14 protein-coding genes are annotated in these 14,822 nt (G+C 70.1%); 4 read left to right on the top strand and 10 right to left on the bottom strand.

Translation table 11 applies throughout. From position 1 onward, the window contains the following. Window positions 1–146: 146 nt before the first annotated feature. Both ABH926_RS47595 and ABH926_RS47590 read right to left on the bottom strand, forming a co-directional pair. On the bottom strand, window positions 147–929 hold the full coding sequence (locus tag ABH926_RS47595) for a hypothetical protein (RefSeq protein ID WP_370373993.1): 783 nt from the start codon (window positions 927–929) through the stop codon (window positions 147–149). A 183-nt stretch (window positions 930–1,112) separates the two neighbouring features. After that, complete coding sequence (locus ABH926_RS47590) at window positions 1,113–1,652, bottom strand: SigE family RNA polymerase sigma factor (RefSeq protein WP_370373991.1); 540 nt, start codon at window positions 1,650–1,652, stop codon at window positions 1,113–1,115. A gap of 116 nt (window positions 1,653–1,768) precedes the next feature. On the opposite strand from ABH926_RS47590, the gene ABH926_RS47585 reads away from it, so the two are divergent. From ABH926_RS47585 to ABH926_RS47570, 4 genes are read left to right on the top strand one after another with little or no spacing between them, the layout of a single operon-like run. After that, window positions 1,769–2,446, top strand: coding sequence for a response regulator (locus ABH926_RS47585; RefSeq protein WP_370373989.1), 678 nt, complete (start codon window positions 1,769–1,771; stop codon window positions 2,444–2,446). Continuing rightward, window positions 2,443–2,610, top strand: a complete 168-nt coding sequence (locus ABH926_RS47580; protein ID WP_370373988.1) for a hypothetical protein — start codon at window positions 2,443–2,445, stop codon at window positions 2,608–2,610. Before ABH926_RS47585 ends, ABH926_RS47580 begins: the two co-directional genes overlap by 4 nt. Beyond that, window positions 2,603–4,141, top strand: coding sequence for an ATP-binding protein (locus tag ABH926_RS47575; RefSeq protein ID WP_370373986.1), 1,539 nt, complete (start codon window positions 2,603–2,605; stop codon window positions 4,139–4,141). Before ABH926_RS47580 ends, ABH926_RS47575 begins: the two co-directional genes overlap by 8 nt. Then, window positions 4,138–4,746 (top strand): hypothetical protein, encoded by a 609-nt coding sequence (locus ABH926_RS47570; RefSeq protein ID WP_370373984.1) that lies wholly within the window; start codon window positions 4,138–4,140, stop codon window positions 4,744–4,746. Before ABH926_RS47575 ends, ABH926_RS47570 begins: the two co-directional genes overlap by 4 nt. Before the next feature lie 299 nt (window positions 4,747–5,045). Here the strand turns inward: ABH926_RS47570 and ABH926_RS47565 are convergent, their stop codons facing one another. From ABH926_RS47565 to ABH926_RS47530, 8 genes are all read right to left on the bottom strand, one after another. Then, window positions 5,046–5,687, bottom strand: coding sequence for a hypothetical protein (locus ABH926_RS47565; protein WP_370373983.1), 642 nt, complete (start codon window positions 5,685–5,687; stop codon window positions 5,046–5,048). Window positions 5,688–5,858: 171 nt separating this feature from the next. After that, entirely contained in the window at window positions 5,859–6,962 is a 1,104-nt protein-coding gene (locus ABH926_RS47560; protein WP_370373981.1) for an adenosine deaminase, read from the bottom strand. A 9-nt stretch (window positions 6,963–6,971) separates the two neighbouring features. Continuing rightward, window positions 6,972–8,261 carry a thymidine phosphorylase gene (locus ABH926_RS47555; RefSeq protein WP_370373979.1) on the bottom strand — a complete coding sequence of 430 codons (1,290 nt, stop codon included), beginning with the start codon at window positions 8,259–8,261 and terminating at the stop codon, window positions 6,972–6,974. Between the two features lie 10 nt (window positions 8,262–8,271). Continuing rightward, complete coding sequence (locus ABH926_RS47550; protein ID WP_370373977.1) at window positions 8,272–8,676, bottom strand: cytidine deaminase; 405 nt, start codon at window positions 8,674–8,676, stop codon at window positions 8,272–8,274. A 20-nt stretch (window positions 8,677–8,696) separates the two neighbouring features. Next, window positions 8,697–10,001: an ABC transporter permease gene (locus tag ABH926_RS47545; protein ID WP_370373975.1), complete on the bottom strand. Its 1,305-nt coding sequence runs from the start codon at window positions 9,999–10,001 to the stop codon at window positions 8,697–8,699. Between the two features lie 66 nt (window positions 10,002–10,067). Then, entirely contained in the window at window positions 10,068–11,306 is a 1,239-nt protein-coding gene (locus ABH926_RS47540; protein ID WP_370373974.1) for an ABC transporter permease, read from the bottom strand. Next, window positions 11,299–12,984: an ABC transporter ATP-binding protein gene (locus ABH926_RS47535; protein WP_370373972.1), complete on the bottom strand. Its 1,686-nt coding sequence runs from the start codon at window positions 12,982–12,984 to the stop codon at window positions 11,299–11,301. The genes ABH926_RS47540 and ABH926_RS47535 overlap by 8 nt, the downstream gene beginning before the upstream one ends. A 27-nt stretch (window positions 12,985–13,011) precedes the next feature. Next, window positions 13,012–14,169: a BMP family protein gene (locus ABH926_RS47530; RefSeq protein ID WP_370373970.1), complete on the bottom strand. Its 1,158-nt coding sequence runs from the start codon at window positions 14,167–14,169 to the stop codon at window positions 13,012–13,014. Between the last annotated feature and the right edge of the window lie 653 nt (window positions 14,170–14,822).

The raw sequence follows: 14,822 nt of genomic DNA, 5'->3' as shown, positions 1-14,822 counted from the left end.
ATCCCCCCGCAGCCGAGCCGCGCCCGCGCCCTCGCCCCGCGAACCCTGTCGCGAAACCGGATCCGCGCGTACTGCCCCGCCCCCGAACATGCAGGAGGGCCGGCCATTGGCCGGCCCTCCCCGTGTCTCCTGCTAAAACCGCAGCGTCACTCCGCGGTCCAGTTCCCGATCCCCAGTCCGCCGTCCTGCTGCGGCGGCTGCTGCTGCCCCTGCGGCGCCGGCGGCACCGTCGGGATCGCCTGCGTCATCATCGAGTCGGCGTCGCCCTGCGGCTGCGGCTGGCCCCACTGCGGCGCCGGCGGCTGCTGCGGGCCCGGCTGCTGCGGGGCCTGCTGCTGGGGCGGCGGGCCCCAGGGCTGCTGCTGGCCCTGCGGCTGCGGCTGCTGCTGCGGCGCCGGCGGCTGCTGCCACTGCTGCTGCTGCGGCGCGGGGCCCCACTGCTGCTGTTGCTGCGGCTGGAAGCCGGGGGCCGGGGCGGCGGGCTGGTGCTGCTGGAAGTAGCCCAGCACCAGCCAGCTGCCGATGCCGGCGACGCCGAGCTGGCCCAGGGAGATGAAGAAGGTCGAGGTCTTGTCCCAGCCGGTCGCGCCGTTGGCGCCGAAGGCCGAGAACAGCGCGACCACCCCGAACAGGTCCGCGACGCCCAGGGTCGCCAGCGACAGCAGTGTCAGGACCTTGGCGTTCTTCAGGTGCGCCGGCGAGTGCGCCAGGTACACCGCGCCGACCAGGGCGGCCACGACCACGACGCTCAGCAGGTTCGACACCTGCATCGCCGCGCGGTCGGAGAAGGACGGTCCGCCACCGAGCCCGTTGTTGCTCTCCCCCGGCCCGAACAGGAACGTGATCGTGTTGAACAGCGTGCTTAGCGCGCCGAAAGCGAGCAGCACAAAGGCCGCCGGTTCGCGAAGGCGCTGAGCTATCGGAGGCATGACCTCTAGCCCCTAACTGTGAGTCGGTCAGTCTTCGCCGAACAGCCTTCCACACAACCAGGGGCGCGTGAACACAAAACGTTCAGGTCATCGCGTTATCTATGGATTGACGCCGGTTTGGCTTTACCAAAGAAATACAAGGGCCTGCGGTACTACGGGTCCCAAACGTGTGGTCGGGCGCACTCAGGCGGCGACCAAGTCGGCGTGCAATGTGCGCACCGCGCCGTTCTCGCGCAGTTTCCTCAACGCGCGCCACAACGTGGACTTCACCGTACCGATCGACATACCCAGCCGCTCGGCGATCTCGGAGTCCGTGTACGAGCCGTAGTAGCGCAGTGCCAGAACCTGCCGGTCGCGGTGCGGGAGCGCGGCCAGTGCGTGATGCAGGACCGTGCGCAACTCGACACGCTCCGTGTCCAGGTCCCACACCGCCGAGTCCGGCAGCTCGTCGGAGGCCGGGTACTCCTCGACGCGGTGCCGCCGCCATTGCGATATCTGGTGGTTCGACATGGTGCGCCGCACGTAGGCGTGCGCGACTCGCTTGTCGGCGATGCGGTGCCACGCCCCGTACACCTTGACCAGGCCTTCCTGCAGCAGGTCCTCGGCGTCGGCGGGGTTGGCGGTGAGCTGGCAGGCCGCGCGCAGCAGCGTCGAGCGGCGCGTGGCGACGTACTCCGTGAAGTCGTCTCGCGGGCCGCGTACGTCGGGGGCATGGTCCGTCATGTCTAGAAGGCTCGCTGCCGCCCTTCCGCGCTTCGTCGCCGACGTGTCACAGGCGTGCAACAGCCCCTCCCTGAAGACTTCCTGAGAGCCGCCCAGCTCAAGGCAGAATGTGAGCCATGCCGTCCCTGCTCCTGGTCGAAGACGACGCCGCCATCCGCACGGCGCTCCAGCTCGCGCTGACCCGCCAGGGCCACCAGGTCGCCGTGGCCGCCAGCGGCGAGGAGGCGCTGGCCTCCTACAAGACCGTGCGCCCCGACCTGATCGTCCTGGACGTGATGCTGCCGGGCGTGGACGGCTTCGAGGTCTGCCGCCAGATCCGCCGCACCGAGCAGCTCCCGATCATCCTGCTCACCGCCCGCAGCGACGACATCGACGTGGTGGTGGGCCTGGAATCCGGCGCCGACGACTACGTCGTGAAGCCGGTCCAGCCGCGCGTCCTGGACGCCCGCATCCGCGCGGTCCTGCGCCGCGGCGAGCGCGAGACCAGCGACATCGCGGTCTACGGCGACCTGACCGTGGACCGCTCGGCGATGACGGTGAGCAAACGCGGCGTGCCGATCCCGCTGACCCCGACAGAGCTGAAGCTGGTGATGGAACTCTCCCGGCACGCCGGCCAGGCCCTGTCCCGGCAACAGCTGCTGCGTCTGGTCTGGGAGCACGACTACCTCGGCGACTCCCGCCTGGTCGACGCCTGCGTGCAGCGCCTGCGCGCGAAGGTGGAGGACGTCCCGGCCGAACCGACGCTGATCAAGACCGTCCGCGGCGTCGGCTACCGCCTGGATCCGCCGCGATGAGCGCGGTGACCGGTCCCGCCTCGGCCGACATGGGCATCGGCATCGGCATCGAAATCGGCATCGGCATCGGCATCCGTATCCGCACCGACGCTCCGAGTGAAGTCACACAGAGCACTGGCTTGCTCGCTGTCAGCGACGAATGCTTGAGTGTGCAACGTGCTTAAGGAAAAGCCGAAGGGCGCCAAGTCCGCGCCGAAGGCGGCGAAGGTGCAGGAGCTGCCCCGTCGTGCGGACCGGGAGCGCCGCCGGCACAAGCGGCCGCTGCGGCTGACCGGGCTGCGGATGCGGCTGCTGGCGGCGTTCGCGGCGGTGGCGCTGATGACGTCGGTGGCGGTGACCGGGGTCTCCTACGTCCTGACCCGCCAGTCGCTGATGACCCGCATGAACCAGACCTCGGTGCTCCAGTTCAAGGCCGCCGTCAGCAACAACCAGGAATCGCTCGAGAACGCGCGCCCCTCGACGCAGCCGCAGGCGGCCAGCCTGACCACCAGCCTGACCACCATCGCCTACAAACTCCAGCAGGCCAGCGGCACGACCTGGTACCTGCACCGCACGGGGATACCGGACTTCTCGACCGACAACTCACTGAGCTACGACTCGATTCCGGCCGCGCTGCGCACCGCGGCCCAGAACAACATCGCCTGGCAGCGGGCGACGATCAACAACCAGCCGTACCTGATCATCGGCAGTTCGGTGCAGCCCAACGGGATCGAGGTCTACGACTTCGTCAGCCTGGAGCCGCAGCAGGAGGACCTGACGCGGCTCGCGCAGAACTCCGCGATCGCCTCGGCCGTGGCGATAGCCATATCGCTGCTGCTGGGCCTGTTCGCCTCCCGCGGCGTCCTGCTCCCCTTGCGGCGCCTGGGGATCGCGGCGCGCAGGCTCGGCGCCGGCAAGCTGGACACCCGCGTCGAGGTGAAGGGCAACGACGAGGTCGCCGACGTCTCGCGCACCTTCAACGAGACCGCCGAGGCCCTGGAACGCTCCATCGCCGAACTGCGCTCGCTGGAGGCGGCGTCCCGGCGCTTCGTCGCCGACGTCTCGCACGAGCTGCGCACCCCGCTGACCGCGATGACCGCCGTCACCGACCTCCTCGAGGAGGCGACCGACGTGGGCGACGAGAGCGCGCCGGCGGCCCAGCTCATCGTGGCCGAGACCCGGCGGCTGGCCCGGCTGGTCGAGGACCTGATGGAGGTCTCGCGCTTCGACGCCGGCACCGCGCAGCTCCGGCGCGAGGACGTCGACCTGGTGGCGCTGGTGGCGGGCTGCCTGGACACCCGCGGCTGGACCGGCCGCGTCGCCATGAACGTCCCGCCGAGCCTGATCGTCACCGTGGACCAGCGCAGGATCGACGTGATCGTGGCCAACATGGTCGGCAACGCGATAAAGCACGGCGGGGAAGGACCAGTGGAGTTGTCCATCGGCACGTTCGGACCGAACCTGGTCCTGCAGGTCCGCGACCACGGACCGGGCATCCCCCCGGACGCCCTGGAGCACATCTTCGAGCGCTTCTACAAGGCCGACAAGGCCCGCGTCCGCTCCGAGGGCAGCGGCCTGGGGCTGTCGATCGCCTACGAGAACGCGCACATCCACGGCGGCGAGCTGACCGGCGGCAACCACCCCGAGGGCGGTGCCGTCTTCACCCTTCGGCTGCCGCTGCGGGCGACTGTCCCGGCGCAGGGGATGCCGGAATGAGCCGGGGCAAGGCCGTCGCGGGGATCGCCGCCGTCGTCGCGCTGGTCGCCACCGGGTGCGGCGTGCAGCCCACAGGGGTGAACTTCGCGCAGAACGAGCCCTTCGGCGAGTCCCCGTCGAGCAGCCCGCAGTCGGTGTCCCCGTCGCAGTACCCGTACACCGTCTCGGTGTTCCTGATCTCGAGCATCAACAAGGGACCGGGCACGATGATCAACCGGCCGGTCGCCACCGCTCCGAGCCTGACCGACCTGCCGAACCAGCTCGCCCAGCTGTCCGCCGACGAGCAGGTACAGCAGTACACGACCTATGTGCCGCCGGGTGTCACCATCAAGCCGGGCGGCCAGGCGCACGAGTTCTACGTGTCCAGCCCGACCAGGCTCGGCACGCTCGCCCAACAGCAGCTGTACTGCACCTTCGACCAGTGGTGGATCCAGCATCGCGACAACCGCAACCCGAGCACCCGGCTCATCTTCACGGACACCGGGGAGGACACGGGCTGGCAGGACTGCCCGGAGGGGGTCGTCCTCGACGCCGGCGGGGAGGCCGGCGTCGCGGCCGTCAAGCCCTCCGCTCCGGAGACGACCAAGGCGCTGACGGGAAATTGATACAGCCCGGTAACTGATACCTCCCCGCACCTGACACAGCGCGACGGCCGCGCGACCCCCGGTGCGGGGATCGGCGCGGCCGCCGGAAAGATCAGCTATGTGAACCGGCTTCGCGCCGGGTTGGGTCCGTGCCCTGATCGCACGGGTGGCATCCGGGCCGACGGTCTTCACTGTCGCCGGCCAGGGTTCGTGGTGGGAGAGCTTGGTGCCGGGCGGCTTGTGCCGCTTCCGGTGGTGCGGGCTTGAGAAGCCCTGGTGGGGCAGGGGATTCCGAGCGCCACGGAGCCGTGGCGCCGGTCTCAGCCGCCCAGGTTCGTCAGACCGCCCAGGCCCGGCAGACCGCCCAGCGGCAGGCCGCCGGTGAGGCCGCCGAGGACCGGCAGGCCGTGCAAGGCGTTGGTCACGTTGTCGAGCGGGCCGGTCTGCGCCTTCGGGGCCGCGGCGGCCGGGGCCTGCGCCGCCGGGGCCGCCGGGGCCGCCATCGGGGCGGGCGCCTGCGGCACCGGGGCCGCGGCCGGCGGGAAGGACGGCGCGGGGGCGGCGTGCCGCGCGATGTGCGTGGTGCGCTCACCCTGCGCGACCTGCTCGCCCGGCACCGGACGGCTGCGGGTCAGCGGCACCTCGCCGAGGTCCGCGTAGCCCAGCCCCGGCAGCGAGTCGGAGGTCGGCGAGGCGTCGCTCATCATCCCCGGCAGCTGGCTGACCACCGGGAAGTGCGACAGGGGGATGCCGGCGATCGTCCCATTGTTGTGGGCGACCGCGCCGAAGACCGCGGGGACGGCGTTGGACGACACCGGTAGACCGCCGCCGGCCAGGCCCGCCGGGCCTGCGACGGCCGCGTCGGCCTGGCCGGCCATGGCCGCCGCCCCGACGGCGGCCAGACCGACGGTGCCGGCGGCGACGCTCAGACCGCGGAGCGCGCTGGGAGTGACCTTCGACATCGGTGATACCTCGCGGATTGCATAGGGGACCGCGATCGCGGTGTGCGATGCGGCGAATACGCAAGGTACCGACTTCCGAGGGCGGACCCCAACACGTCCTCCGCCGAAGAGGTGAGTTCCCCGGCTTCCTAACAGAACGCCGTGGAACCCTTCCACTCCCTGCCGAATCCCTTAAGCAGAGGGCGGCGACGCCTCGGCGCGAAGCTGCTCATAGGCTGGCTTCACGTGCTCGTTGATCAGCTCCAGCCGCTGGTCAAAGGGCAGGAACGCGGACTTCAAAGCGTTTATCGTAAACCACTGCATGTCCTCGAGCGTGTACCCGTGGGCCTTGTGCAGTTCGGTGAACTCACGCGTCATCGAGGTCGAACTCATCAGCCGGTTGTCGGTGTTCACCGTCACCCGAAAGTGCAGTTCCCGCAACAACCCGATCGGGTGGGACTCGTAGGAGCGCGCCGCCCCGGTCTGCAGGTTCGAGGTGGGGCACATCTCCATCGGGATGCGCTTGTCCCGCACGTACGCGGCCAGCCGGCCCAGCGTCGCCTTGCCGTCGGCGTCCACCAGGATGTCGTCCATGATGGCGTTGCCGTGGCCCAGCCGGTCCGCGCCGCACCACTGCAGCGCCTCCCAGATCGAGGGCAGCCCGAAGGCCTCCCCGGCGTGGATCGTGAAGTGGAAGTTCTCCCGGCGCAGGTACTCGAAGGCGTCCAGGTGCCGGGTGGGCGGATAGCCGGCCTCGGCCCCGGCGATGTCGAACCCTGACACGCCCCGGTCCCGGTGCCGCACCGCGAGTTCGGCGATCTCCGAGGAGCGCGCGGCGTGCCGCATCGCGGTCAGCAGCGTCCCGACCCGGATCCGGTGCCCCGCGGCGGCGGCCCGCCGCTCCCCCTCGCGGAAGCCCGCGTCCACCGCCTCCACGACCTCGTCCAGGCTCAGCCCGGCTTCCAGATGCTGCTCGGGCGCGTACCGCGACTCGGCGTAGACCACCCCGTCGGCGGCCAGGTCCTCGGCGCACTCGGCGGCCACCCGGAACAGCGCGTCGGCGTGCTGCATCACGCCGACCGTGTGCTCGAAGGTCTCCAGATAGCGCGGCAGCGACCCGGAGTCCGCGGCCTCGGCGAACCACCGGCCGAGGCCGTCGGCGGTGCCGTCGTACTCGGGGAGGTTGGTGTAGCCGTACTGGTCGGCCAGTTCGATGACCGTCTGGGGGCGCAGACCACCGTCGAGGTGGTCGTGCAGCAGGGCCTTCGGAGCCCTGCGAATCAGCTCTTCATCCATGGACAGACATTACCGGTTCGAAGCGGCGACTCGGTCCAAAACAAGCGGCGACCGAGTGAACTCGGTCCCGGCGGCCGCGAATTCGCAAGCGCCCGCCAGGCTTTCCAGCGCCGAGTCGAATGCCTCGGGGGTGTCGGTGTGCAGCGTGAACAGCGGCTGGCCGGCCGTCACGGCGTCGCCGGGGACCACATGCCACTCCACGCCGGCGCCGGCCTGGACCGCGTCCTCCTTGCGGGCGCGGCCCGCGCCGAGGCGCCAGGCGGCCACGCCGACCTTGAAGGAGTCCATGCCGACCAGCAGTCCGTCCCGGTCGGCGGTGACCACGTGGGTCTCCTTCGCCGTCGGGAGGGTCGCGTCGGGGTCGCCGCCCTGGGCGGTGATCATGCGCTTCCAGGCGTCCAGGGCCGAGCCGTCCTTCAGCTTGTCCGCTGGGTCTACGGCGTCCAGGCCCGCCGCGGCCAGCATTTCGCGGGCCAGGGCGAGGGTTAGCTCCTTGATGTCATCGGGGCCGCCGCCGGAAAGGACCTCCACCGACTCGCGCACTTCCAGCGCGTTGCCCGCGGTGCGGCCCAGGGGGTTGTCCATCGCGGTGATCAGGGCGGTGGTGGCCACGCCGTGGTCGGTGCCCAGGGCGACCATGGTCTCGGCCAGTTCGCGGGCGTTGGCGAAGTCCTTCATGAACGCGCCGCTTCCGCACTTCACGTCCAGCACCAGGGCGCTGGTGCCCTCGGCGATCTTCTTGGACATGATCGAGGAGGCGATCAGCGGGATCGCCTCGACGGTGCCGGTGACGTCGCGCAGCGCGTACAGCTTGCGGTCGGCCGGGGCCAGGCCGTCGCCGGCCGCGCAGACCACGGCGCCGGCCTCGGCCAGCACCGCCAGCATCTCCTCGTTCGACAACCGGGCGCGCCAGCCGGGGATCGACTCCAGCTTGTCCAGGGTGCCGCCGGTGTGGCCCAGGCCCCGGCCGGACAGCTGCGGGACGGCCGCGCCGCAGGCCGCCACCAGCGGGGCCAGCGGCAGCGTGATCTTGTCGCCGACGCCGCCGGTGGAGTGCTTGTCCACGGTCGGGCGGGTGAGCGCGGAGAAGTCCATGCGCTCGCCGGAGGAGATCATCGCCTGCGTCCAGCGGGCGATCTCGCGCCGGTTCATGCCGTTCAGCAGGATCGCCATCGCCAGCGCGGACATCTGCTCGTCGGCCACGCGGCCGTCGGTGTAGGCGGCGATGATCCAGTCGATCTGCTCGTCGGTGAGCTCCGCGCGGTCGCGCTTGGCGCGGATGACGGTGATGGCGTCCATGTGCTGTTCCCTAGCTGTTGCTGAGGTTGTCGGGGCCGAAGGCCCGCGGCAGGAGTTCCGACATCGTCGTCGGAGAGGTGTCAGGGCCCAGATCCACCAGCAGCTCGTTCCCGCCGAACTCGAAGAGCAGCTGGCGGCAGCGCCCGCAGGGCATCAGGACCGCGCCGGCGCCGTCGACGCACGCGAAGGCGACCAGCCGGCCGCCGCCGGAGGCATGCAGCGCGGACACCAGCCCGCACTCCGCGCACAGCGTCAGGCCGTACGAGGCGTTCTCCACGTTGCAGCCGCTGACGATCCGGCCGTCGTCGACCAGGGCCGCCGCGCCCACCGGGAACTGCGAGTACGGCACGTACGCGTGCGCCATCGCCTCTCGCGCGGCGGTGCGCAGGGCGGCCCAGTCGATCTCGGTCTTCATCGGATCAGGTTAGCTCTCGTCTAGCCCTTGACATACGGCTTGCCGTCGGCGGCGGGCGCCCGCACCCGGCCGATCAGGCCGGCCACCGCGAACAGCGTCGCCACGTAGGGCAGCGTGCTCAGCAGGTCCGAGGGGATCGGCAGCTGCAGCGCCGAGGTCTGGCTGGCCAGCGCGTCGGTGAAGCCGAACAGCGCCGCCGCGGCCAGCGCGCCGAACGGCGACCAGCGGCCGAAGATCACCGCGGCCAGGGCGATGAAGCCCTTGCCGTTGGTCATGTTCTCCGTGAAGTTGCCGACGTTGCCGACCAGCCACGCGCCGCCCAGACCCGCGAAGGCGCCGCCGATCATCACGTTGCGGTACCGCAGCCGCAGCACCTTGACGCCCACCGTGTCGGCGGCGGCCGGGTGCTCGCCGACCGCCCGGGTCCGCAGGCCCCAGCGCGTGTGGAACAGGCCCACGTGCACCGCCACGACCAGGAACACCGTGATGTAGACGATGAGCGGCTGGTCGAACACCACCGGGCCGATCACCCACAGCGAGGCCAGACCCGGGATCCGGACCGTGCTGAACGGCGTCAGGTTGTTGTACGAGTTCTGGTTGGTCTGCATCAGCGACTTGAACAGGAAGCCGGTGACGCCCAGAGCCAGCAGGTTCAGCACCACGCCGAGCACGACCTGCTCGATCAGGTAGCGGATGGCCAGCACCGCGAGCAGCAGGCCCATCAGCGCGCCGGCCAGGACGCCGGCGATCACGCCGATCCACAGGCTGCCGGTGGCCGTGCCGACCAGCGCGGTCATGAACCCGCCGAACAGCAGCTGCCCCTCGATCGCCACGTTGACCACGCCGGAGCGCTCGCCGACGACCCCGCCGAGGGCGCCGAGCACCAGCGGCACCGCCGCGATCACCATCGAGTCCAGGACCGAGGGCAGCACCAGCCGCTCGCCGCCCTTGGGGTCCGCGGCGCTCCAGGCCATGAAGGCGAAGGTGAAGCAGAACAGGACCACCGAGGTCGCGATCAGCCGCCAGCGCCGGGGCAGCTGCACCGCCATGCGGGCGGCGCCGAGCGCGATGACGACCACCGCCAGCCCGACGATCGCCGGACGCGCGGGGAAGATCCAGTCCGGGACGTGCGTGCCCTGCTTGGAGACCAGCGTCATCCCGAAGGTGGTGCTGGCGCCGTGCGCGGTGCGGGTGCCCAGGCCGAAGCCGAACAGGGCCACCAGGCCCATGATGATCTGCGTGGCACCGGCGGTGTACCGCCGGGTGTCCGCCTCGGTGCCGCCGGCTATCACGGCCGGCGCCGGGGCGATCGTCGCTACGGCCATGTCAGTTGTCCTCCGCCTTCGAGGCCGCCTGGGCCGGTTCGGGAACGTACGTCGGCAGGGCGCGCATCACACCGCCTCCGCCGCGGAGTCCACGGCCGAGGCCGGGGCGACCGACGGCGGCGCGGTCGCGGCGCCGTCGCGCCGCACGTCCCGCAGCCGGAAGATCTCCTGCACCAGCTTCGGCGCGGCGACGAAGACCACGATGACCGCCTGCACCACGGTGACCACGTCGTGCGGCACGGTCGGCGTGGTCGCGGCCTCCATGACCACGCCGCCGGCGTCCAGCGCGCCGAACAGCAGGGCGGCCAGCGCCACTCCGACCGGCTTACCGCGGCCCAGCAGCGCCACCGTGATGCCGGTGAAGCCGAAGCCGTTGTCCAGGGTGGCGGTCATGGCGTGCGAGGCCGACAGCGTGCCGCTGATCTGGGTCACGGCCACCAGCCCCATCAGGCCGCCGGCCAGCAGCATCGCGTAGACCTGGTTGCGCGAGACCGAGATGCCGGCGGTGCGCGCGGCGTCCGGGTTGGAGCCCAGGGCGCGCAGCCGGAAGCCGAGCGTCGAGCGGGTCATCAGCCACCAGATGAGCAGCACGGCCAGGATCGCCAGCACCGTCGAGAGGTTCACCTCGGGGCTGCTGCCGGAGACCGCCGGCAGCAGCGCGGTGCTCTTGACCGGCTTGCTGATCGCGTCCTGGCGGTTCGGGTCGTGGAAGGCCTTGGTCTTGATCAGCCAGGCCAGCACGCCGAGCGCGATGTTGTTCAGCATGATCGAGCTGATCACCTCGTGCGCGCCGAACCGGGCCTTGAGCAGCCCGGTCAGACCGCCCACCAGCGCGCCGCCGATGATGCCGGCGATGATGACCAGCAGCACGTGCAGCGGCATCGGCGCCGAGATCGAGAAGCCGACCCAGGTGGCGAAGACCGCGCCGATGATCAGCTGGCTCTGGCCGCCGATGTTGAACAGCCCGGCGCGGAACGGCAGCGCGACCGCGAGTCCGGCGAAGACCAGCGGCGTGGCCTCGACGATGGTGTTCTCGATCGGGCGCAGCGCCTGCTTGGCGTGCGGGTCGTAGATCGCGCCGTGGAACATCGCGATGTAGCCGTTGGAGACCTTGTCCCAGGAGTCGGTCGGCGCGTCGCTCCAGTTCTTGCTGAAGACGTAGCCCCACTCGGTCAGCAGGTGCTGGTCGGACAGGATCATCAGGATGCCGCCGATCACCACCGACAGCACGAACGCCAAGATCGTGACGGTGACGGTGTTGGCGGAGCTGATCCCGACGAGTATGCGCTTGAGCCGGTTACTCATCGGCGGTCTCACTGCTCTCCTCGGCGGCGGGCGCTTCGACCGCCGGTTCCTCGTCGGGCACGGCATCCGACACCGCGTCCGGCACGGCGTCCGGCACGGCGTCCGGCACCGCGTCCGGCACGGCGTCGACCGGTTCGCGCGCAGCGGGAATGCTCCCGATGCCCGCCTCGGCCTCCTCCGCCGAGCTGCCGGCCATCAGCAGGCCCAGCTCCTCGTTGGTGGTGTCCGGCGGCACGATCGCGACGATCTTGCCCCGGTACATCACCGCGATCCGGTCCGACAGCGCGGTGATCTCGTCCAGCTCGGTGGACACGATCAGCACCGGCTTGCCGGCGTCGCGCTGCTCGATGATCCGCTTGTGGATGAACTCCATCGCGCCGACGTCGACGCCGCGGGTCGGCTGCGAGGCGATCAGCAGGCTGGGGTCGCGCTGCAGCGCGCGCGCCACGACCACCTTCTGCTGGTTGCCGCCGGACAGCGCGCCGGCCGGGGTGCGCTCGGACTCGGCGCGGATGTCGAACTCGGCCAGCCGGTCGGCGCCGTTCTTGGCGATCGCGTCGAGGTCCAGCGTCAGCAGGCCGCCGAAGGGCTTGTTGTCGTACTGGTCCAGCACCAGGTTCTCGGCGATGGAGAAGTCCGGGACCAGGCCGTCGTGCTGCCGGTCCTCCGGGACGTGCCCGAGGCCCTGGCGCAGCACCGCGCGCGGCGTGGCGCCGACCAGCTGCTTGCCGAACAGCTCCGCGGAGCCGGTCGCGGCGCGCAGCCCGGTGAGCGCCTCGACCAGTTCGGTCTGGCCGTTGCCCTGCACGCCCGCGACACCCAGGACCTCGCCGGCGTGCAGCTCGAAGCTGACCTCGTCGACGGCCAGGAAGCCGCGGTCGTCGGTCACCTTCAGGTTCTTCACGCTCAGCGCGACCTCGCCGGGCTCGCGCGGCTCCTTCTCCACGACCAGCCGCACGTCGCGGCCGACCATGAGCGAGGCGAGCTCGCGCGCGGAGGCGGTGGGCTCGGCGCTGCCGACCACGGCGCCGCGGCGGATGACCGTGATCCGGTCGGCGATCGCCCGGACCTCGTTGAGCTTGTGGGTGATGAACACGACCGACTTGCCGGCCGCCTTCAGCCCCCGCATGACCGTGAACAGCTCCTCGGTCTCCTGCGGGGTGAGCACCGCGGTGGGCTCGTCGAGGATCAGCACCTCGGCGTCGCGCATCAGGGCCTTGACGATCTCGACGCGCTGCTGCACGCCCACCGGCAGGTCCTCGACCAGCGCGTCGGGGTCGACCGGCAGGCCGTAGCGGGCCGAGACCTCCTTGACGTCGGCCTTGGCCTTGCGGCGGTCCAGCCAGCCCAGCGGGCCGCCGCGCGCCTCCTCGTTGCCCAGCACCAGGTTCTCGGCCACGGTGAACACCGGGACCAGCATGAAGTGCTGGTGCACCATGCCGATCCCGGCCGCGATCGCGTCACGCGGCGACTTGAACTCGCGCGTCTGTCCATCGACCACGATCTGTCCGGAATCCGGAGTCAGCAGACCGTAGAGGATGTTCATCAGGGTCGACTTGCCGGCCCCGTTCTCGCCCAACAGGCAGTGGATCTCACCGGGTTCGACGGTCAGGTCGATGGCGGAGTTCGCCGCCACCGACCCGAACGTCTTGGTGATGCCACGGAGTTCCAGTCGCATCGGTCGTGATCGCTTCTCGAAAGGGTGTTACTTCGGCTGGGACGACGACTTGATCTTGATGGCCCCGCTGCTGATCTGCGACTTCAGATTCGTGATCTCGGTCTGCAGGTCAGAGGGGATCGAGGAGCCCAGCTGCTGGCCGTACACCAGGTCGGTGCCGCCGTTGGACAGGTCCAGGACGTCCTGGGTGCCGCCCTTGAAGTTGCCGGCCGCGGCGTCCTCGACGGTCTTCTTCACCGCGGTCTCGATGCCCTTGGTCACCGAGGCCAGGAACACCGAGCAGTCCTCGTTGTCCGAGACGCAGCCGTCGCTGTCGACCCAGATCACCTTGACCTTGCCGCTGCTCGCCTTGGCCGAGGCGGTCGCACCGCGCCCGGCGCCGCCGGCGACCGGGAAGACGACGTCGGCGCCCTGGTTGATGAAGCCGTCGGTGATGGACTTGCCCTTGTTGGTGTCCGTGAAGGAGTTCGAGAAGGTGCCGCTGCTCGGGTTGGTCTCGTCCCAGCCCAGGACCTTGACGCTCTTGCTCTTCGCGGTGTTGTAGTACTGGACGCCTTCCCAGAAGCCGTCCATGTAGATGGTCACCGGCGGGATGTTCATGCCGCCCCAGGTGGCCACGACGCCGGACTTGGAGGTCGCGGCCGCCAGGTAGCCGGCCAGGAAGCCGCCCTGCGCGGTGTTGAACTCCATGCCGTGCACGTTCGGCACCGGCTTGTTGGTCTTGCTGTCCGCCGAGCTGTTGTCGACGATCGCGAAGTTCTGCCCGGGCTTGGCCGCCGCCTGGCTGTCGGTGGCGTCGGCCATCAGGCCGCCGACCGTGACGATCAGGTTGCAGTTCTGGGATTCCAGGCTGGTGATGTTGGTGACGTAGTCGTTCTCGGTCGCCGACTGGACGTACTTCACCTTGGCCTTGCCGTCGCTCTGCGCGTCCTGCATGCCCTTCCAGGCCGAGGCGTTGAACGAGCGGTCGTCGATCCCGCCGGTGTCGGTCACCATGCACGCCTGGAAGTTGGCGTTCGAGGCGGAGCCGCCCGAGGTGGACGAGGACGAGGACGACGAGGAGGTCGACGAACCGGTCGAGCCCGACGAGCTCGAACTCGCGGTCGACTTCGAGCCGCAGCCCGCGGCGGCCAGGGCCACCACGGCCGCGGTGGCGGCGATCCTGGTCATGTTGGTGGTGCGCACGGCTCCCCCTCCAGATCTTTCGATAAGACAGCCACAATGTGGACGACGGTAGACAGCGTAAGCAGGCCGTACCTATTGGTCAGTCAGTTCAGCGCTTGCGGAGCCACATCGCAATACACCTGTGATCCCGGAACGTGCGATCGTTTTCGGCATGATCGCACGACGCCGCCGGGGGATTACGGGGCGCACGCACCAAGCGGCGGCGAAAGGGGTGAAAGGGACATCAGGCACCAATTCATCGTCAATGCTTGGCCGATGTGCTGTTCAGGGGCTCGCGCCGCGTCACCCGCGCGTTGAGGTTCCTTTAAGCCGGCGCCGTCTGGTGTTCGCCGCCGCGTCCTTCCGGGCGGGGCGGTCGTGACTTGTCTGTGGGCGGCGGGTGGCGTGGCGTCTGCGGCTGGGTGGTGGGTTTTAGGAGCTTTTTACGGCTTCGCGCATGGTTTACGGGATCCGTTGGTGGCGCAGGTCAGGGGTCCCTCGTGTCGTGTCAGGGCGGCGGGGGTGTGGGCAGGCGGTCGGGTTTACGGCGACAGTCAAAAGCAAGAGCGACAGTCAAGAGCGCCTCCGGCGGCAATGCCACGTAGCTTAGTTTGATCTTGTTGCTGTGGCTGGGTGGTGCCGGATGGTGGGTGGGGTGTGGTGGCGGGTGCCGG

It is taken from the genome of Catenulispora sp. GP43, from assembly GCF_041260665.1.
In the GTDB taxonomy this organism is placed as follows: Bacteria; Actinomycetota; Actinomycetes; order Streptomycetales; family Catenulisporaceae; genus Catenulispora.
Note: the sequence above shows the minus strand (reverse complement) of the source record. Positions and strands in the feature narration are given on the sequence as shown.

Coding starts and splice junctions, on each gene's coding strand:
- ABH926_RS47570 (WP_370373984.1), top strand. CDS start 4,138: ATGAGCCGGGGCAAGGCCGTCGCGGGGATCGCCGCCGTCGTCGCGCTG.
- ABH926_RS47550 (WP_370373977.1), bottom strand. CDS start 8,676: ATGAAGACCGAGATCGACTGGGCCGCCCTGCGCACCGCCGCGCGAGAG.
- ABH926_RS47565 (WP_370373983.1), bottom strand. CDS start 5,687: ATGTCGAAGGTCACTCCCAGCGCGCTCCGCGGTCTGAGCGTCGCCGCC.
- ABH926_RS47595 (WP_370373993.1), bottom strand. CDS start 929: ATGCCTCCGATAGCTCAGCGCCTTCGCGAACCGGCGGCCTTTGTGCTG.
- ABH926_RS47545 (WP_370373975.1), bottom strand. CDS start 10,001: ATGGCCGTAGCGACGATCGCCCCGGCGCCGGCCGTGATAGCCGGCGGC.
- ABH926_RS47540 (WP_370373974.1), bottom strand. CDS start 11,306: ATGAGTAACCGGCTCAAGCGCATACTCGTCGGGATCAGCTCCGCCAAC.
- ABH926_RS47580 (WP_370373988.1), top strand. CDS start 2,443: ATGAGCGCGGTGACCGGTCCCGCCTCGGCCGACATGGGCATCGGCATC.
- ABH926_RS47560 (WP_370373981.1), bottom strand. CDS start 6,962: ATGGATGAAGAGCTGATTCGCAGGGCTCCGAAGGCCCTGCTGCACGAC.
- ABH926_RS47590 (WP_370373991.1), bottom strand. CDS start 1,652: ATGACGGACCATGCCCCCGACGTACGCGGCCCGCGAGACGACTTCACG.
- ABH926_RS47535 (WP_370373972.1), bottom strand. CDS start 12,984: ATGCGACTGGAACTCCGTGGCATCACCAAGACGTTCGGGTCGGTGGCG.
- ABH926_RS47555 (WP_370373979.1), bottom strand. CDS start 8,261: ATGGACGCCATCACCGTCATCCGCGCCAAGCGCGACCGCGCGGAGCTC.
- ABH926_RS47585 (WP_370373989.1), top strand. CDS start 1,769: ATGCCGTCCCTGCTCCTGGTCGAAGACGACGCCGCCATCCGCACGGCG.